Origin of the sequence: Chitinophaga niabensis (genome assembly GCF_039545795.1) — a bacterium.
GTDB lineage: Bacteria > Bacteroidota > Bacteroidia > Chitinophagales > Chitinophagaceae > Chitinophaga > Chitinophaga niabensis_B.
Genome location: NZ_CP154260.1, coordinates 484,053 through 502,083 on the forward strand (window position 1 = coordinate 484,053; position 18,031 = coordinate 502,083).

Annotated in this window: 16 protein-coding genes; 9 read left to right on the forward strand and 7 right to left on the reverse strand. The window is 44.9% G+C overall.

What is annotated here, in order from left to right:
• The first annotated feature begins 22 nt into the window (after nucleotides 1-22).
• From AAHN97_RS02100 to AAHN97_RS02110, 3 genes are all read left to right on the forward strand, one after another.
• Complete coding sequence (locus tag AAHN97_RS02100; RefSeq protein WP_343305912.1) at nucleotides 23-724, forward strand: DedA family protein; 702 nt, start codon at nucleotides 23-25, stop codon at nucleotides 722-724.
• A 79-nt stretch (nucleotides 725-803) separates the two neighbouring features.
• A complete protein-coding gene (locus tag AAHN97_RS02105; protein ID WP_343305913.1) occupies nucleotides 804-2,054 on the forward strand; it encodes an MFS transporter in 1,251 nt (416 codons plus the stop codon).
• A gap of 2 nt (nucleotides 2,055-2,056) precedes the next feature.
• Complete coding sequence (locus AAHN97_RS02110; RefSeq protein ID WP_343305914.1) at nucleotides 2,057-2,437, forward strand: VOC family protein; 381 nt, start codon at nucleotides 2,057-2,059, stop codon at nucleotides 2,435-2,437.
• Here AAHN97_RS02110 and AAHN97_RS02115 read toward each other — a convergent pair.
• From AAHN97_RS02115 to AAHN97_RS02130, 4 genes are all read right to left on the reverse strand, one after another.
• On the reverse strand, nucleotides 2,434-2,895 hold the full coding sequence (locus AAHN97_RS02115) for a MarR family winged helix-turn-helix transcriptional regulator (protein WP_343305915.1): 462 nt from the start codon (nucleotides 2,893-2,895) through the stop codon (nucleotides 2,434-2,436). The genes AAHN97_RS02110 and AAHN97_RS02115 overlap by 4 nt on opposite strands.
• 99 nt (nucleotides 2,896-2,994) lie before the next feature.
• A complete protein-coding gene (locus AAHN97_RS02120) occupies nucleotides 2,995-3,576 on the reverse strand; it encodes a YceI family protein (protein WP_343305916.1) in 582 nt (193 codons plus the stop codon).
• 204 nt (nucleotides 3,577-3,780) lie between these two features.
• The gene (gene mdh / locus AAHN97_RS02125) at nucleotides 3,781-4,719 is read right to left on the reverse strand and encodes a malate dehydrogenase (RefSeq protein ID WP_074239987.1); all 939 of its coding nucleotides are present in this window, start codon (nucleotides 4,717-4,719) and stop codon (nucleotides 3,781-3,783) included.
• 121 nt (nucleotides 4,720-4,840) lie between these two features.
• Entirely contained in the window at nucleotides 4,841-5,344 is a 504-nt protein-coding gene (locus tag AAHN97_RS02130) for a peroxiredoxin family protein (RefSeq protein ID WP_343305917.1), read from the reverse strand.
• Between the two features lie 157 nt (nucleotides 5,345-5,501).
• Between AAHN97_RS02130 and efp the strand changes: the two genes are divergently transcribed.
• The 3 genes from efp (at nucleotide 5,502) to accC (ending at nucleotide 8,024) form a co-directional block, all read left to right on the forward strand.
• Entirely contained in the window at nucleotides 5,502-6,068 is a 567-nt protein-coding gene (efp, locus tag AAHN97_RS02135; protein ID WP_074239985.1) for an elongation factor P, read from the forward strand.
• A 63-nt stretch (nucleotides 6,069-6,131) separates the two neighbouring features.
• On the forward strand, nucleotides 6,132-6,608 hold the full coding sequence (accB, locus tag AAHN97_RS02140) for an acetyl-CoA carboxylase biotin carboxyl carrier protein (RefSeq protein WP_343305918.1): 477 nt from the start codon (nucleotides 6,132-6,134) through the stop codon (nucleotides 6,606-6,608).
• Nucleotides 6,609-6,686: 78 nt separating this feature from the next.
• Complete coding sequence (accC, locus tag AAHN97_RS02145) at nucleotides 6,687-8,024, forward strand: acetyl-CoA carboxylase biotin carboxylase subunit (protein WP_343305919.1); 1,338 nt, start codon at nucleotides 6,687-6,689, stop codon at nucleotides 8,022-8,024.
• A 76-nt stretch (nucleotides 8,025-8,100) separates the two neighbouring features.
• On the opposite strand, the gene AAHN97_RS02150 is transcribed toward accC, so the two are convergent.
• Nucleotides 8,101-8,736 carry a hypothetical protein gene (locus tag AAHN97_RS02150; protein WP_343305920.1) on the reverse strand — a complete coding sequence of 212 codons (636 nt, stop codon included), beginning with the start codon at nucleotides 8,734-8,736 and terminating at the stop codon, nucleotides 8,101-8,103.
• Between the two features lie 129 nt (nucleotides 8,737-8,865).
• The gene (locus AAHN97_RS02155; RefSeq protein WP_343305921.1) at nucleotides 8,866-11,061 is read right to left on the reverse strand and encodes a glutamine synthetase III; all 2,196 of its coding nucleotides are present in this window, start codon (nucleotides 11,059-11,061) and stop codon (nucleotides 8,866-8,868) included.
• A 262-nt stretch (nucleotides 11,062-11,323) separates the two neighbouring features.
• Between AAHN97_RS02155 and purL the strand changes: the two genes are divergently transcribed.
• Nucleotides 11,324-13,543: a phosphoribosylformylglycinamidine synthase subunit PurL gene (purL, locus tag AAHN97_RS02160; protein WP_343305922.1), complete on the forward strand. Its 2,220-nt coding sequence runs from the start codon at nucleotides 11,324-11,326 to the stop codon at nucleotides 13,541-13,543.
• Nucleotides 13,544-14,042: 499 nt separating this feature from the next.
• On the opposite strand, the gene AAHN97_RS02165 is transcribed toward purL, so the two are convergent.
• On the reverse strand, nucleotides 14,043-15,281 hold the full coding sequence (locus tag AAHN97_RS02165) for an aminotransferase class I/II-fold pyridoxal phosphate-dependent enzyme (protein ID WP_343305923.1): 1,239 nt from the start codon (nucleotides 15,279-15,281) through the stop codon (nucleotides 14,043-14,045).
• Nucleotides 15,282-15,417: 136 nt separating this feature from the next.
• Between AAHN97_RS02165 and pafA the strand changes: the two genes are divergently transcribed.
• Both pafA and AAHN97_RS02175 read left to right on the forward strand, forming a co-directional pair.
• Nucleotides 15,418-17,094, forward strand: a complete 1,677-nt coding sequence (pafA, locus tag AAHN97_RS02170) for an alkaline phosphatase PafA (protein ID WP_343305924.1) — start codon at nucleotides 15,418-15,420, stop codon at nucleotides 17,092-17,094.
• A gap of 121 nt (nucleotides 17,095-17,215) precedes the next feature.
• Nucleotides 17,216-17,989 (forward strand): enoyl-CoA hydratase/isomerase family protein, encoded by a 774-nt coding sequence (locus AAHN97_RS02175; protein WP_343305925.1) that lies wholly within the window; start codon nucleotides 17,216-17,218, stop codon nucleotides 17,987-17,989.
• Nucleotides 17,990-18,031 lie beyond the last annotated feature (42 nt).

Genomic DNA, 18,031 nt, shown 5'->3' on the forward strand with positions numbered 1-18,031 from the left:
TATTCAATTTTTAAACATTAGCATGGATCAGATCATTGAGTTTTTTAAACATTTAATTAGCCCGGAGTGGATTATTCAACATGGAGGATTGTATCTGATCCTGGGAATTATTTTTGCTGAAACAGGGCTGTTTGTAGGTTTCTTCCTTCCGGGAGATTCGTTGCTTTTTGTTGCCGGTATTTATGGAGAAGAATTAAGCGCGAGCTTTTTTAATATGCCCTTTGTGGTAGTGATGGCCCTGATTGCGATCATGGGTATCCTTGGAAATATGGTAGGTTTCTGGTTTGGTAAAAAATCAGGGCCGCTTTTATTTAAAAGAAAAGATACTTTCTTATTTAAGAAGAAACACCTTTGGCAAGCCAAAGAAGTGTTTGATAAATATGGTGCGGGAGCCGTTTTCATTGCCCGCTTCCTGCCGGTGGTACGTACGTTCACGCCTATAGTAGCAGGGATCGTAAATATGGAACGTAAGAAATTTATGTTCTGGAATGTGGTAGGCTCTGTTGCCTGGGTTTTTTCCATGATGCTGGCAGGCCATTACCTGAATAAAGCGTTCCCGAACCTGAAGGATCACCTGGAATGGATCATTATCATTATAGTAGTGATCACCACCCTGCCTGTGATCATTAAACTGGTATTTGGGAAAACCACTATTCACGCGCATTTTGATGAATTTGGCAATCCAATAGAAACACCTGCAGAAAAAGAGGAAATAAAATCGTAATATTATTTCATAATATGAAGAGACACAATTATTTTGTGTCTCTTTCTTTTTTAGGGTATACCATTAAATATCAACCTTTATGAATTCCGCCGGCAAACCCGTTAAGCTGATCAACGCAGCTGTAATTGTAGCATCCCTGGGTTACTTTGTAGACATCTACGATCTTCTCTTATTTGGTATTATTCGTATTAAAAGCCTTACGTCCCTTGGTGTTACGGGTGATGATATAGACAGGATAGGCATGTACCTCATCAATATTCAGATGGTGGGTATGCTTATTGGTGGTATCATATGGGGCGTGCTGGGCGATAAACGCGGGCGTTTATCCGTACTGTTCGGTTCTATCCTTTTGTATTCCGTGGCTAATATTGCCAATGGTATGATCGGTGGAGAGCATGCCATTGCATGGTACATGATCTGGCGTTTTGTGGCCGGGTTGGGCCTGGCTGGTGAATTGGGAGCAGGCATCACTCTGGTGTCTGAAATACTGCCAAAGGAAAAACGTGGCCTGGGTACTATGATCGTAGCCAGTGTTGGGATCTCCGGTGCAGTGGTTGCTTATTTTGTATCAGAGTATTTCGGGGATAACTGGCGCATTTGTTATTATATCGGCGGATCGTTGGGCCTGGCCTTACTGATCCTGCGGGTGAGTGTGGTAGAGTCCGGTATGTATAATAGTATCAAGCAAAGTGGAAATGTAAGTCGTGGTAACTACTTTAAATTCTTTACCAGCAAGGAGCGTTTCCTCCGTTACCTGAAATGTATTATGATAGGGTTGCCTACCTGGTTTGTTGTGGGGATCCTTATGACGTTCTCTAATAAATTTGCCAAAGAAATGGGCGTGGAGGGAGCTATTGATCCGGGCAAGGCCATTATGATCTGTTATGCTGCGCTTACTTTCGGCGATTTTGCCAGCGGCTTTATCAGCCAGATGATGCGCAGCAGAAAGAAGGTGTTATATATCTTTTACACCCTTACGCTGATCAGCGTTATTTTATACTTTAACGCATACGGGATCTCCGCTGCGGCCTTCTATACCATCTGTGGTTTGATGGGCTTTAGTGTTGGGTTCTGGGCGATATTTGTAACAGTGGCTGCAGAGCAGTTTGGTACCAACCTGCGTGCAACGGCTGCCACTACGGTTCCTAATTATGCACGGGGATTGCTTCCGGTGATCTCATTACTTTTCACGGGCTTACAGTCAGCAGGTGTCAGTTACCTGCACAGCGGTTTTATTACCGGTATTGTTTGTATTGCACTGGCTTTTGTTTTTGCATTTTCTATGCAGGAAACGTTTGGTAAGGACCTTGATTATGTAGAAGAAACATAACTATGTTCAGTTCACTAACACCCATGCTGAGTACGGGTAATGTGCAGGCAACAATTGACTTTTACATTAACACTCTTGGCTTTGTATTAGATAACTCCCTTCGGGATGAAGAGGGGATTGTTAGCTGGGCATCCTTGCGTAATGGGGAAGCTGTTATCATGTTCCGGTTGCTTAATGCCCATATGGATGAACAAACACCCGCATTAACGGGGAGTTTGTATTTCCGTACAGGCAATGTAACGCAGCTCTGGGAACGATTAAAGGATTCCACAGATGTTGTATACCCCTTAGCGGATTTCGATTATAACATGCGTGAATTTGCGATCAGGGATTGCAACGGGTATGTGCTTAATTTTGGACAGCCTTTGGCGGACGATGTTTAATAGCCGTTCAGTAGTTTATCCAGCAGCTTATTCAATTGTACAACTTCCTTTTCGTTGAGGGACGACTTCAATGTATCCTCCAGCGAGCCTATTTCCCCATCGATGGTCTTGAGTAACTGCAGGCCTTTAGGTGAAATAATAACGTCTACTGCTCTTCTGTCGAGCTCACAGCTTTTACGTTCTACGAGACCTGCTTTGCGCAATCTTTCCACGAGGCGGGAAACATCGCTCATTTTGTCCAGCATCCTTTCTTTGAGCATATTGATGCTCGCTGCTTTTGGATGTTGGCCGCGCAGGATACGCAGGATGTTGAACTGCTGCATTGTAATGTCATACTGCTTGAAAAAATGCTGGTGTTTTGAAATGATCCAGTTTCCGACGAAGATCAGACTTACTAACCCCTTGTGGTGTTCGCTGGTAAAGGTTTTGATTGAAATCAGCTTTTCGATATTGGACATATGTGGCAAAAAATATAGCGCAATTTAAATGATATGGAGATACAAAGCGCAATTGCTAACGCCTTCATCCAGTTAGGTTTACGTGTAAATTCTACACAGTTATTGTTTAATAAACTCCAGTTTTAGTTCTATGTCCACCATTTTGTCCACTACTGTTCCCCCTGCTTCGGTGAGCTTATCCCATTTAAGGTTATAATCAAACCGGTTAATGTAAGTATTTGCTTTGAATCCTGCCCGTTGCCTGTTTTCTGCATCTTTTACAGTGCCGCCGTAGCTGACGTTGAATTTTACCCGTTTAGTCACGTCACGGATCGTGAGATCCCCTTCCAGTAAGTACTTGCCTTCTGAAACCTTGGTAAGTGAAGTACTCTTAAACGACATTTTGGGATACTGCTCTGCATTTAAAAAATCATTTGATCTGAGGTGTTTGTCTCTTGGCTCATTGCCTGTGTTTACGCTTGATACATCTACTGTAAAGTTGATCCGTGCATCTGAAAAATCCGGCTTAGCGGCCTTCAATTCACCATCGAAACTTTTAAAACTGCCGTCTACTTCAGAGATCACCAGGTGTTCTACAGAAAAATTAACGGAAGAGTGGTCCCTGTCTACCTTCCATGTTGCTGCCTGTGCCAGTATGCTTAGCGGGCTGCATATCAGCACTACAAAAAGTAGCCTTTTCATGATATGGTCTTTTTGGGATGAGATGTAATATAGATTCTGGCCGTGCTATTGGTGTACCTGACAAACTGTTAACCCTAAACGCGCCCTAAAGTTACGAAGATCAGTTGTTATAACGCTCAAAATATGTAGTAGTAGTTCTACAAAAAAAGAGAGCATCCCATTTGCAACGGAATGCTCTCTTTATAAAGTATCTGGTAACCCTGATTACGCAGGTGTTTTCATATTGTCCAGTACGTCCATCACTTCTTTCACGTGAACGGCTGAAGTGGAGAGCAATGCTTTCTCTTCTGCGTTCAGTTGCAGTTCGATGATCTTTTCGATACCATTCTTGCCCAGTACAACCGGAACGCCGAGGTAGATATCTTTCAGGCCATATTCGCCGGTGAGCCATGCGCAAACGGGGAAGATGCGTTTTTCATCTTTCAGGATGGCTTCCACCATTTGTGCAGCAGCAGCGCCGGGAGCATACCAGGCAGAAGTGCCCAGGAGGTTCACGATCTCACCGCCACCAACTTTGGTGCGTTGAATGATAGCTTCCAGTTTGTCTGCTGCTACCAGCTCAGTTACCGGAATACCGGAAACGGTGGTATAACGTGGCAGCGGAACCATGGTATCACCGTGGCCGCCCATCAGGATGGCCTGGATGTCCTTAGGAGAACAGCCGATCTCGTCTGCCAGGAAGGCACGGTAACGGGCTGTATCCAGGATGCCGGCCATACCGAACACCTTGCTGCTGTCTTTCTTGGCAGTCAGGTAAGAGCAGTAGGTCATTACATCCAAAGGATTGGATACGATGATGATAATAGCGTTAGGAGAGTGTTTGGTAACATTCTCTGTCACAGATTTTACGATATTGGCATTGGTGGAGATCAAATCGTCCCTGCTCATACCCGGTTTGCGGGGGAGGCCGGAGGTGATCACTACAACATCGCTGTTGGCGGTCTTGGTGTAATCGTTGGTAACACCGGTCACCTTTGTGCTGTAATAATCAATAGGCGCTTGCTGCCACGTGTCCAGTGCCTTACCTTCTGCAGTGCCTTCCTTGATGTCAAGCAAAACAACTTCCTGCAAGAAATCTCTGTGGGCCAGCACATTGGCACAGGTTGCGCCTACATTACCAGCTCCTACAACAGTAACTTTCATCGTATCTGAGTATTTTAAAAAAGGTGAAGAATAAATTTGGAAAACAAAAGTAGGACATCGAAACGTGAATTTCAGCCAATTCCCCTAAAAATTCCCAATTCGATCAGGCCAAACGGGAAATTTATAAGTGCTTTAACAATGTGTCCAGTTTAACGGTACCTTCGTAGTCCGCTTCCAACCGGTGCTTCTTATTGTAAATATAAGTTCCGGGGAAGTTGCGGAGGTCGTAATAAGACAGGATCTGCCGTGTGGGCTCGGCTGCCATGATAATACTGGGGTAGTTTTTGATCTTATATTCATCGTACCAGGCCTTCATCCGCTCCAATTTAAAAGGAGTGATCATTAATAGCTGGGTTTTTCCGAACTTGCCGATGTTTTTGAGGATCTCCTCCGTCATATGGGCACAGTGATCGCACTCCACACTGAAAACAAATACCAGTACCGGCTTGTTTTTGGGGAGGTCGTTCTTGGAAAAGGTGCTTCCATCATATAATGTCAGCGGCAGGGGAGAAATGATCGAATATTGCTTAAAAGGAGAAATATTGGTGGTTGTATTCGTATTGGTTTGTGCTTTCAGTAGGGTAGGAAGGCATAAAAGCAGGAACATCCATCTTCTCATTTTCATATTTTTATATTGTTAAAGTGATAATCAATCTGCTATAACAGCACCAAAACTATACCGCTTTTGTGGAATTTCCGATAAGTTTTGTTTGTTCATATGCGAAAATTTTTACTTTTGCAATCCTAACGTAAATTTTTAACTTTAAAATCAGTGACCTTTTATGGCTACCACCGCAGATATCAGAACAGGATTAATCATTAAGCTGGATAACAGCTTATATTCTGTTGTAGAGTTTGGTCAGAACAAAACCGCCCGTGCAGCTGCAAAAGTGTGGGCTAAATTGAAAGGCGTTGATAACAACCGTTCAATTGAGCATACCTGGAACTCCGGAGATAACATCTTCCCGGTTCGTGTGGAAAAGAAAGCTTATCAGTATTTATACAAAGATGAGAGCGGTTACAACTTCATGGATAAAGAAACCTTTGAGCAGATAGTTGTAAATGAATCAATGATTGACGCTCCCCAGTTCCTGAAAGACGGAGATGAAGTGTCTATCTCCATCAACACGGAAACTGAACTGCCCATGGGCGTAGAGTTACCGGACAAGATTGTGCTGAAAGTAACTTATTCCGAGCCTGGCATGAAAGGGGACACTGCAACCCGTACCCTGAAACCAGCTACTGTTGAAGGTGGTGCTACTGTAATGGTACCATTATTTGTGAATGAAGGAGAATTGATCCGTGTGAACACCAAAACAGGTGACTATATCGAGAGAGTAAAAGAATAGCCATATACTTATCTATTTCTATCACAGAGAACCAGCAAATTACTAAAACCAAAAACTGTCTACATGGACTTTAAACAGATTCAGGAGCTGATTAAAATGATCAATAAGTCAAATATCAGCGAACTGAGCATTGAGCAGGACCAGTTTAAAATAACTATAAAACAGAAGGATAACGAAGTACAGCAGATTGTAACAGTACCTGCCATACAAGCGGTTCAACAACCTGTAGCAGTAGCCCCACAACCAGCTGCCACGGCTCCTGCAGCCAGCGCTCCGGCTGCCACAGCTCCTGCTGCCAGTAACCTGATCACTATCAAATCTCCTATGATCGGTACTTTCTACCGTAGTGCAGGGCCTGATAAAGCGGCTTTCGTGAATGTGGGAGATGAAGTAACCACCGGTAAGGTAGTGTGCATCATCGAAGCCATGAAACTGTTCAATGAAATTGAAAGCGAAGTAAGTGGCAAGATCGTGAAAGTATTGGTAGACGATGCTTCTCCGGTAGAATACGACCAGCCTTTGTTCCTAGTAGAACCATAACTCTTTGATAGTGGAAGGAAGGTTGTAAGGTTGCTTGCAACCTTTTTCCTTTGAGTTTTTATAACCTATAAGAAAAACATGTTCAAAAAGATACTGATCGCCAACCGTGGCGAAATTGCCCTGCGGATCATCCGTACCTGTAAGGAAATGGGCATCAAAACGGTGGCAGTATATTCAACGGCGGATAAAGACAGCCTGCACGTCAGATTTGCAGACGAAGCCGTATGTATTGGAAAACCACAGAGCAGCGATTCTTACCTTAACATACCTCACCTGATGGCAGCTGCAGAGATCACCAATGCAGATGCTATCCATCCCGGTTATGGTTTCTTAGCAGAGAATGCCCGTTTTGCAGAGATCTGCGGAGAACACGGTATTAAGTTTATTGGCCCCACACCGGAGATGATCCGTAAAATGGGAGACAAGATAACCGCTAAAGAAACAATGATCAAAGCCGGTGTTCCGGTTATTCCCGGATCAGACGGACTCCTGCAGAGTGTGGAAGAAGCAAAGTCAATTGCCAAATCCATGGGTCTCCCTGTGATCATGAAAGCCACTGCCGGTGGCGGTGGTAAAGGGATGCGGGTTGTTTGGGACGAAAATGAGATCGAAAATGCTTACACCATGGCTAAAGCAGAAGCAAAAGCTGCTTTCAGCAATGATGGCATTTACATGGAAAAGTTCGTGGAAGAACCCCGCCACATTGAGATACAGATTGCCGGTGACCAATACGGTAAAGTGTGCCACCTCAGTGAGCGCGACTGCTCTATCCAGCGCCGTCACCAGAAACTGGTGGAAGAATCTCCTTCTCCTTTTATGACACCTGAACTGCGTGAGAAAATGGGTGAGGCTGCTATTAAAGCTGCCAGTGCCATCAATTACGAAAGTGTAGGTACCATTGAGTTCCTGGTAGATAAACACCGCAATTTCTACTTCATGGAAATGAACACCCGTATCCAGGTGGAGCACGGTGTTACGGAAGAGGTGATCAATTTCGACCTGATCAAAGAACAGATCAAAATTGCAGCCGGTATTCCAATTTCCGGTAAGAACTATACGCCGCAAATGCACGCGATCGAATGCCGTATCAATGCGGAAGATCCACATAATGATTTCCGTCCTTCTCCTGGCCGTATAACGGTGTTACATACACCAGGCGGTCATGGTGTGCGGGTGGATTCTCATATCTATGCAGGCTACGTAATTCCTCCTTACTATGATTCCATGGTATCTAAAGTGATTGCCATTGCGCAAACGCGGGAAGAGGCCATCAATACAATGGAAAGGGCATTGAGTGAATTCGTGATCGAAGGGGTTAAAACAACCATTCCGTTCCATCAGCAGTTAATGCAGGATGAGAACTTCAGGAAAGGAAACTTCACTACCAAGTTCACAGAAACGTTTAAGATAGTTTAAAAGAAAAAGGCTCCGCATTAAGCGGGGCCTTTTTTCTTGAACCTCAAAACCTTAAAAATATATACACTTGTGAAAATTATAGTGCTGTTTTCTTCTTCCTGCTTTTCTCTCCCTTAGCCTCTTTCCTCAGTGCTTCATACTTTTCATACTGGGCATCGCCAAGAGATGTTTTTAACTTCGCGGACCTTTCAGCTTTCAGGGCTTTCGCTTGTTCCTTCTTTTGTTCCTGGGTAAGGTCTGTTTTATCCTTCAGCTCTTTTGCCTTAGCTGCATACTCCATGTTGATGGATTTCAGATCTGCACCCTGTTTTTCAGTCAGTCCCAGTTCTTTGATGGTAGCATCGCTGTGATCCTTCATGCGGCCGGCACCTTTTTTACCTTCTTTTCCTTTCCGTTTTTCCATCAGATCAGCCATTTTCTCTTTATTGGCGGATTGATTCTTCTGCCATTGCTCAAACTGGCCGGCATCCAGCACAGATTTGATCTGCCCGGTGCGGTCTGCCTGCAGGCTTTCCAACTTCGCTTTTTTGTCTTCTTTGCTCAGTGCATCATTCTTGCGGATGTCCTGTGTGCTGGCGAGGAAAGATTTATTGATGTCTTTTAATTTCTGACTTTGTTGTTCACTCAGCTTCAGGTCATTCGAAGGCTTGATTTGTGCATAGCCCAGGCTCACCGAACCTGCGAGAAATGCTAATAACAGTAATTTCTTCATAATAGATGACGATTTAGAGAATAGACCATGGGAAAAGGCCCGGGTTTAATCTACCCAGCCATTTTAACAAAACAAAAACCCCCGGTAAATACCGGGGGCCATCATACACCAAAACAATCTTACGGTTTTTTATCGCAAGAAAAGCAGCTCTCTGTACTTGGGGAGTCCCCAGATCTTGTCATCTACCAAAAACTCCAGTTTGTCTGAGTGGTAGCGGATCACGTCAAAGTATTTCTCTTTGATTTTCTCACAGTAGTCAATTGCTTTCTGACGTTGGTCAGTCAGGTTGTTGGCTACTTTACGTGCTTCGATCATCGCTTGTACACTCTCACTGATGACATTTATGTGTTCAGATATTTTCGTTGCAATCTGAAGTTGTGCTTTGTAAGCATCTTCCTTCAGGCCAATTTCCTTCAGGCCCTTGATGTTAGCAAGGAGCGAGTTCAGGTAATTGATAGCCGCAGGCAGGATCTGGTTTGTAGCCAGGTCTCCGATCACGCGGGCTTCGATCTGCACTTTCTTCACGTAATCTTCCAGGAGGATCTCGTGACGGGCATGCAGTTCTCTTTCATTGTAAACGCCGGTTTCAACATACAGCTTGGTAGCTTTAGGAGTAACCATTGCATCCAATGCTTTTGGTGTGGTTTTAACGTTAGCTAAGCCACGTTTTTCAGCTTCAGCTGCCCACTCATCGCTATAACCATCGCCTTCGAAGAGGATCCTCTCAGAATCAACAATGTATTTGCGGAGGGTTTGCATGATAGCGATCTCTTTCTTTTCACCTTTTTCGATCAGGCCATCTACCTCTACTTTAAAGTTAGCGAGTGTTTTAGCCATGATAGTGTTCAACACGGTCATTGCAGAAGCGCAGTTAGCGGAAGAACCTACAGCGCGGAACTCGAACTTGTTACCAGTGAAGGCGAACGGAGAAGTACGGTTACGGTCTGTGTTATCGAGCAGCAGCTCAGGGATATGACGGTGAAGGTCTAATTTCAGGATAGCTTCGTCCTGCTCATCAAACTTGTTGTTCACGCGGCTCTTAACTTCCTGCAGAACTTCTGCGAGGTATTTACCGGTGAATACAGAGATGATTGCGGGAGGCGCTTCGTTAGCACCTAAACGGAAGTCGTTGCTTGGTGATGCGATGGCAGCACGTAACAGATCATCATAATCATGTACGGCTTTAATAGTGTTCACAAAGAAAGTGAGGAACATCAGGTTGGTCTTCGGTGTTTTACCGGGAGCCAGCAGGTTCACACCAGTATCTGTAGCAAGGCTCCAGTTGTTGTGTTTACCTGAACCGTTGATACCTGCAAATGGTTTCTCGTGCAGTAACACTCTCAGTTTGTGACGTTTAGCAACTTTGCTCATTACGTCCATCAGCAGGGAGTTGTGGTCAACTGCAATGTTCACTTCTTCAAAGATAGGAGCACACTCAAACTGAGCAGGTGCAACTTCATTGTGACGGGTTCTTAAAGGAATACCCAGTTTGTAGGATTCCAGTTCGAAATCGCGCATGAAGCCATATACACGCTCAGGAATAGCGCCGAAATAATGATCTTCCAGTTGCTGTCCTTTAGCAGGAGCGTGGCCTACAACAGTGCGGCCAGTCAGCACCAGGTCAGGGCGGGCGTTAGCCAGACCTTCATCGATCATGAAATATTCCTGTTCCCAGCCAAGGGTAGCAGTTACTTTAGTTACGTTTTTGTCGAAGTAGTTGCACACGTCAACAGCAGCTTTATCCAGAGCAGACAATGCTTTCAGCAAAGGCGCTTTGTAATCCAGTGATTCACCGGTATAAGCTACGAAGATAGTTGGGATGCAAAGTGTTTTACCTGCGCCCTGATCAATGATGAAAGCAGGGGAGGAAGGATCCCATGCAGTATAACCGCGTGCTTCGAATGTAGCACGGATACCACCGTTAGGGAAGCTGGATGCGTCAGGCTCTTGTTGAACCAGTGCATCGCCATCGAAAGTTTCGATGCTGGAACCGTCTCCTTTGATAGTGAAGAAGGAGTCATGTTTTTCAGCAGTTGTACCTGTGAGGGGTTGGAACCAGTGGGTATAGTGGGTAACGCCCTTTTTCATTGCCCAGGATTTGAGACCTGAAGCAATCTGATCGGCCATCTTACGCTCGATCTTATTACCACCTTTAATTGAGTTCATCAGGCTCTTATAAGCCTCGTCACTCAGGTGTTCCCGCATTACTTTACCAGTAAAAACATTTGTGCCGAACACGTCTGTGATCTTACCATTCAGTTCGGGACTTACTTTGAAATCTACGCCGGTCAGATTCTCCAGCGCTTGAAAGCGTAACGATTGCATGATGTCAGAATTATTTTACCACAAAAGAACGGCAGAATCGTCGAAATTACAAGTTGTTTCTGCTCTATCGAACAAAAAATTGCATTTGTCCCTAAAAAAGCATATATTTTTAAAATTTGAACAAATATTTGAAGGTCGGGTATCCTAAAACTGATACATTAAAAATAATGTTATGTGTATATAGGTATATCAATACTCCTTCTTGTCAATTGCAGGAAAACTATGTAGTTTTGCATCTTCTTTTCTAAATCTACATCAATTCATGCAAACCACAGTAGAAACTGCCGAGCAGTTAGGACTCACCGCTGACGAATTTGAACGTATTAAATCCATCCTGGGCCGCACACCGAATTTTACAGAACTCAGCATGTACTCCGTAATGTGGAGTGAACACTGTAGCTATAAAAATTCTATTGTATGGCTGAAAAGCCTCCCCAGGGAAGGTGGCCGCCTGCTGGTAAAAGCCGGTGAAGAAAATGCCGGCCTGGTAGACATTGGAGATGGCTGGGCTTGCGTATTTAAAATAGAATCCCATAACCACCCCTCTGCACTGGAACCATTCCAGGGAGCTGCAACCGGGGTAGGTGGTATCCACCGCGATATATTTACCATGGGCGCCCGCCCGATCGCTGCGTTGAACTCGCTGCGTTTTGGTAATATCAATGATAAGAAAACACAACATTTACTGAAAGGTGTGGTAGACGGCATTGGCCATTATGGCAACTGCTTTGGCGTACCTACAGTAGGTGGCGAAGTATATTTTGAAGACTGCTACGGTACCAACCCCCTCGTGAATGCCATGAGCGTGGGTGTACTGAAAGTAGGTACCATGGTATCCGCCACTTCTCACGGAGCGGGTAACCCTGTATTTATTGTAGGTTCCGCTACCGGTAAAGATGGTATCGGCGGTGCTTCCTTTGCTTCCGCAGATATCACGGAAGAAAGTGCCAAAGACCTTCCTGCCGTACAGGTTGGAGACCCCTTCCAGGAAAAGAAACTGCTGGAAGCCTGCCTGGAAGTAGTGAAAACCAATGCATTGGTAGGTATGCAGGATATGGGCGCAGCCGGTATCACCTGCTCTACTGCAGAAATGAGCGCAAAAGGCGAACATGGTATGATCATCCACCTGGATAAAGTACCTACCCGCCAGGAAAATATGAAAGGATGGGAAATGCTGCTTTCTGAAAGCCAGGAGCGCATGCTCATTGTTGTACATAAAGGCCGTGAAAAAGAAGTACTGGACATCTTCGATAAATGGGACCTCCACTGCGTACAGATCGGTGAAGTAACCAAGGACCCTATGCTGCGTTTCTATATGAATGGTGTACTGGAAGCAGAAGTACCTGCAGAAAGTATGGTACTGGGTGGCGGTGCTCCCCAATACCACCGCGCTTATGTAGAGCCTAAGTATTTTGAAAAGATCAAAGCTTTTGATATCCAGAACATCCCGGATATCACCAACGCAAAAATAATAGCTGAAAAGATCAGCCAGTTACCTAACATCGCATCCAAACGTTGGGTATATACGCAATATGACAGCATGGTAGGTACGGCCAATGCCAGCACCAATGCCCCCAGTGATGCTTCTATTGTACTCGTAAAAGGTACACCTAAAGCACTGGCGGTAACTACTGACTGTAACAGCCGCTATGTATATGCAGATCCGCACAAAGGTGGTCAGATTGCAGTGGCAGAAGCTGCCCGTAACATTGTTTGCAGTGGCGGTGAACCTGTAGCCATCACCAACTGTCTCAACTTTGGTAATCCTTACGATCCGGAAGTATACTATCAGTTCGTACACGCACTGAAAGGAATGGGTGAAGCCTGCCGTAAGTTCAATACCCCTGTTACAGGTGGTAACGTGAGCTTCTACAACCAGTCTCCCGATGGCCCTGTTTACCCGACCCCTACTATAGGTATGCTGGGTGTACTGGATTCCATGGAGCAACGGATGACGCTGGATTTCAAAGAAGCCGGCGACCTGGTTTACCTGGTAGGCCGCAGCTATAATGATATCAGCAGCTCTGAATACCTGCACAAGCTGATAGGTGTTGAACATAGCCCTGCTCCGCATTTTAACCTGGAAGAAGAATTTAAACTGCAACAGGCCATCACTAAACTGATCGGGGCGGGATTGATCCAATCTGCCCACGATGTAAGTGAAGGCGGCCTCTTTACCACATTGCTGGAAAGCGGTATGGCAAGAGGGCTGGGCTTTGATGTGGTGACCAATAAAAAATACCGTAAAGATGCTTACCTCTTTGGTGAATCACAAAGCCGTGTGGTAGTGAGTGTGAGCCCTGCGGATAAAGAGAAGTTTGAAGCCCTGCTGCATGGCCTGGTAGATGCTTCTGATCAATCCGTTCGTTATGAGAAGATAGGTACGGTGAAAGGAGAAGGGATTGTAGTAGACGGAGAAGATTGGGGCAAGGTAGCTGATTGGAAAGTGAAGTACGATGTAGCCTTGGAAAATCACCTGTAAGAAATAAAAAAAGGAAAAGCTGGTTCGTTAACGGACCAGCTTTTTTATGTCCGTTTGCACGCAAAAACAAAGCTCGTTAACAAAATAAACCGGAAGTTTAACAGCGCGTTAACAAAATACCACGTTAGTGTTATTGATATACCGTAGAAGTACGTTATTTTTGGTTAAACGCTGGATAGCAGCTAGTTTTGTTCGAGAAAAGCGCATAGAGCCGTGCTTTCAAAAAATCCCCTTAAGACATTAAAGTTCTAAAATTATCATAAAATATATTTATGGGTTACTTCATAGTTATCCATATTCTATGATGACCAAACTTTTTTTATTACCATGTCCTCATGAACGATCGATTCTTATGATCATGTATTACACCTAGTGAAAGAACGATTTGTTTGCCAGGGCTGACTAACCATCAGCCCTCTTTTTTTGCCCTTTTGTTAATAGTTTGAAATAGAAAAGGGCATCCTTGCGAATGCCCTTAACATATCAGTAAAATACGTACTTATACCATTGGAATTTCTGCTACTGCATACACCTTCTGGTCCAGCTTAGCCTTTGTTTCAGTGAAAGCCTTCAGCGTTAGTTCAATATCTTCATCAGAGTGTGCCGCAGTGGGGATCAGGCGGTAAATGATCTGGCCTTTCGGGATCACCGGGTACACTACAATAGAACAGAAAATGTTATAATTCTCACGCAGGTCCAGGCACATAGCGGTTGCCTCAGGAATATCTCCCTGCAGGTAGATAGGCGTTACAGGAGAATTGGTTTTTCCGATATTGAAACCTCTTTCACGCAGGCCCTGTTGCAGTTTATTTACATTGCTCCACAGTTTATCTTTCAGTTCCGGTTGCTGACGCATCATTTGAACGCGTTTCAGGTGCCCGATCACGAGTGGTAAAGGAATGGATTTAGCAAAGATCTGCGAGCGGCTGTTGTAACGGATGTAGTTGATGATCGCTTTGTCGCCGCTCATAAAAGCACCGATAGAAGCACCAGACTTGGCGAAAGTGTTGAACAGCAGGTCTATCTGATCCTGTACATTCTGTTCTTCACCAGTACCTGCACCGGTTTTACCCATTGTACCAAAACCATGGGCATCGTCCACCATTAAACGGAATTCATACGTTTCTTTCAAAGCAACGATCTCTTTCAGTTTACCCTGGTCGCCGGCCATACCGAACACACCTTCCGTGATCACGAGGATACCACCACCGGTGGTTTTGCACATTTCCACCGCACGTTTCAGTTGTTTTTCGCAATCTTCAATGTCATTGTGTTTGAATACATAACGATGTCCCTGGTGTAAACGCAGACCATCCACAATGGAAGCGTGGCATTCTGCATCATACACAATCACATCACGGCGGTTACAGATGGCATCGATAGCGCTCATGATACCCTGGTAGCCATAGTTGAGCAGGGTAGTATCTTCTTTACCCATGTAATCGCTCAGTTCTTTCTCCAGTTGCTCATGATAATTAGTGTTTCCACTCATCATCCGCGCACCCATGGGGGCCGCCAATCCAAAATCAGCTGCAGCTTTTGCGTCAGTGGCACGAACTTCCGGGTGGTTAGCCAATCCCAGGTAGTTGTTCAGGCTCCATACAATCTTTTCCTTGCCCCGGAATTTCATGCGGGGTCCTATTTCGCCTTCCAGTTTGGGAAAAGCAAAATAACCGTGGGCTCTCTCAGAGTGCTCTCCGATAGGCCCCATGTGCTTCAGTTTCTCGAATATATCCATGACGATTATTAAAAAGTGTTTAAAATTTGCCTACAAAGGTATTAAAATTATATTTTTTGTAAACTTAGGTTACTTTTGCCAATCAATTTTTTCCACGTCTGAACGGAGAGTAAATTAGCAACAATCAATGATTTATATGAGCCGTAAATTTTTTTTAACTGTCGCATTACTATTGACGGCATCCGTGACATTTGGCCAAAAAGCCACATCGCCTACGCACGGATTCCCGCCGAACTATGGCAAAAAAACAGCCAAAGAAGTGGCCCGCCCTAAATTAGTGGTGGGTATGGTAGTAGACCAGATGCGCTGGGACTTCCTGTACCGTTATTATGACCGTTATTCCAATGATGGGTTCAAACGTTTGTTGAATGAGGGTTTCTCCTGTGAAAACACCCTTATTCCCTACACACCAACCATCACTGCATGTGGCCATACCTGTGCTTATACCGGATCTGTACCTGCCATTCATGGCATTATCGGAAATAACTGGAACGACAGGACTTCCAACACCAGTATGTACTGCACGGAAGATACGACAGTTAACGCAATCGGCGGCAGTAATGCAGCCGGAAGAATGAGCCCGAAGAACATGCTCACCAATACCATTACAGATGAACTCCGCCTGGCGCAGAACTTCCGTAATAAAACAATAGGTATCGCTATTAAGGACCGCGGAGCTATATTACCCGCAGGGCACAGTGCAAACGCAGCCTATTGGTATGATGGCGTTACCGGTAATTTTATGACCAGCTCTTATTACATGAACGCACTGCCTGCCTGGGTAGATGCCTTCAATAATGAGAAACTGCCTGCAAAATACCTGGCACAACCCTGGAACACTTTGTACCCGGTAGATACTTACGTACAAAGTACGGCTGACGAAAAGCCTTATGAAGCCCGTTTCAAAGGTCAGAACAATACTTCTTTCCCGCACGCACTGGCAGGCCAGATGGGTAACAGCTTTGGCATATTATCTTCCACACCGTTTGGTAACACTTTCACACTGGAGTTTGCCAAGAAAGCACTTGACAACGAAAAGCTGGGCCATGGCAACACCACGGATTTCCTGGCAGTGAGCCTTTCTTCTCCTGACTACGTTGGTCACCAGCACGGACCAAACTCGGTGGAAACAGAAGATACTTACCTGCGTTTGGATAAAGACCTCGCAGAGTTCTTCAAATACCTGGATAAGAAAGTAGGAAAAGGCCAATGGCTGTTTTTTATCACGGCAGACCACGGTGTGGCACATGTACCCGGTTTCCTGGAAGAGAATAAACTGCCTAATGGTTTGTGGGACGATGCTACGATGTTAAAAGCAATGAATACCGCCATAGACATTGAATTCGGATATAAAAAAGCGGTTATTGCCACTTACAACTACCAGTTCACGCTGGATAATGAAGGGTTAACCAAAGCTGGTAAACTGGAAGCAGTAAAGAGCTGGATCCTGGCAAATGCTATTAAGTATCCCGGTGTTTCCAATGCTTTCGACCTGCATAAACTCGGTACCACCGCTTTGCCTGAGCCACTGAAAACTATGGTGGTGAATGGTTACAATGTACAAAGAAGTGGAGACATCATGATCACACTGCTCCCCGGCTGGCTGGATGGTATCAAAACCGGAACCACCCACGGTCTATGGAACCCTTACGATGCACATATTCCATTAGTATTTATGGGATGGGGTATTCGTAACGGTAAAACCAACAGAACAACTGCGATGACAGATATTGCGCCAACCCTGGCAGCACTCCTGCGCATCCAGATGCCAAATGGTAATGTAGGAAAAGTGATAGAAGAAGTAACACAATAGGTGTATAAAATAACAGGAAAGAGAGCCTCTGTTGGAACGTAAATTCCCACAGAGGCTTTTAATTTACAATATGTTATACATGCACTTTAATCGTTAAAAATAATTCCCTTACATTTGGATCATGCAGGGTATCACCTATCATATCAGCAACAGGATCGCTACTATTACACTGAATCGCCCGGACAAACGGAATGCATTGAATGGGGAAGTAGTGCGGGAATTAAGGGCTGCTTTTGCAGAGGCAGAAGCAGATGAAAATGTGAAGGTGGTGATACTGGCAGGCAATGGAAAAGCGTTCTGTGCAGGAGCTGATCTGGAATACCTGCAGCAGCTGCAACGCAACAGCTTTGAGGAGAACTTAATCGATTCAAAGGAACTCATGCAATTGATGCAGGACATCTACTCACTGGAAAAGGTGGTGATTGCCCGGATAGAAGGAGATGCCATTGCAGGAGGATGTGGATTGGCTTCTGTAGCTGATCTGAGTTATTCTGTACCGGATGCAAAATTTGGCTATACAGAAGTAAGGATAGGATTTGTGCCCGCTTTGGTGAGTGTGTTTTTAGTGAGGAAGATAGGAGAAGGCCGCGCCCGGGAATTGCTTTTAACAGGCAGACTGATCAGTGCGGAAGAAGCTGTAAAGTATGGCCTGATCAATGGGGTAATAGCTGCCGGATCAATTCAGGAGGAAGTACAGGCCTTAGCAGAAAAGTTATGCGTGGAAACTTCCGCTAACTCGTTGAAGATCACCAAGCAACTGGTAAGTGCCGCTTTGGATAAGCCACTTCAGGATGCTTTGGAAGCTGCGGCCCGCACAAATGCGGAAACCAGGCAGCACCCGGATTGCCAAAAGGGGATAGGGGCATTTTTGAATAAGCTAAAACCAGACTGGTAGCGGATCTGCTGCCTTTGGCATAGAATTTTCATTATACCTATG

Coding starts and splice junctions, on each gene's coding strand:
- AAHN97_RS02100 (WP_343305912.1), top strand. CDS start 23: ATGGATCAGATCATTGAGTTTTTTAAACATTTAATTAGCCCGGAGTGG.
- AAHN97_RS02105 (WP_343305913.1), top strand. CDS start 804: ATGAATTCCGCCGGCAAACCCGTTAAGCTGATCAACGCAGCTGTAATT.
- AAHN97_RS02110 (WP_343305914.1), top strand. CDS start 2,057: ATGTTCAGTTCACTAACACCCATGCTGAGTACGGGTAATGTGCAGGCA.
- AAHN97_RS02115 (WP_343305915.1), bottom strand. CDS start 2,895: ATGTCCAATATCGAAAAGCTGATTTCAATCAAAACCTTTACCAGCGAA.
- AAHN97_RS02120 (WP_343305916.1), bottom strand. CDS start 3,576: ATGAAAAGGCTACTTTTTGTAGTGCTGATATGCAGCCCGCTAAGCATA.
- mdh (WP_074239987.1), bottom strand. CDS start 4,719: ATGAAAGTTACTGTTGTAGGAGCTGGTAATGTAGGCGCAACCTGTGCC.
- AAHN97_RS02130 (WP_343305917.1), bottom strand. CDS start 5,344: ATGAAAATGAGAAGATGGATGTTCCTGCTTTTATGCCTTCCTACCCTA.
- efp (WP_074239985.1), top strand. CDS start 5,502: ATGGCTACCACCGCAGATATCAGAACAGGATTAATCATTAAGCTGGAT.
- accB (WP_343305918.1), top strand. CDS start 6,132: ATGGACTTTAAACAGATTCAGGAGCTGATTAAAATGATCAATAAGTCA.
- accC (WP_343305919.1), top strand. CDS start 6,687: ATGTTCAAAAAGATACTGATCGCCAACCGTGGCGAAATTGCCCTGCGG.
- AAHN97_RS02150 (WP_343305920.1), bottom strand. CDS start 8,736: ATGAAGAAATTACTGTTATTAGCATTTCTCGCAGGTTCGGTGAGCCTG.
- AAHN97_RS02155 (WP_343305921.1), bottom strand. CDS start 11,061: ATGCAATCGTTACGCTTTCAAGCGCTGGAGAATCTGACCGGCGTAGAT.
- purL (WP_343305922.1), top strand. CDS start 11,324: ATGCAAACCACAGTAGAAACTGCCGAGCAGTTAGGACTCACCGCTGAC.
- AAHN97_RS02165 (WP_343305923.1), bottom strand. CDS start 15,281: ATGGATATATTCGAGAAACTGAAGCACATGGGGCCTATCGGAGAGCAC.
- pafA (WP_343305924.1), top strand. CDS start 15,418: ATGAGCCGTAAATTTTTTTTAACTGTCGCATTACTATTGACGGCATCC.
- AAHN97_RS02175 (WP_343305925.1), top strand. CDS start 17,216: ATGCAGGGTATCACCTATCATATCAGCAACAGGATCGCTACTATTACA.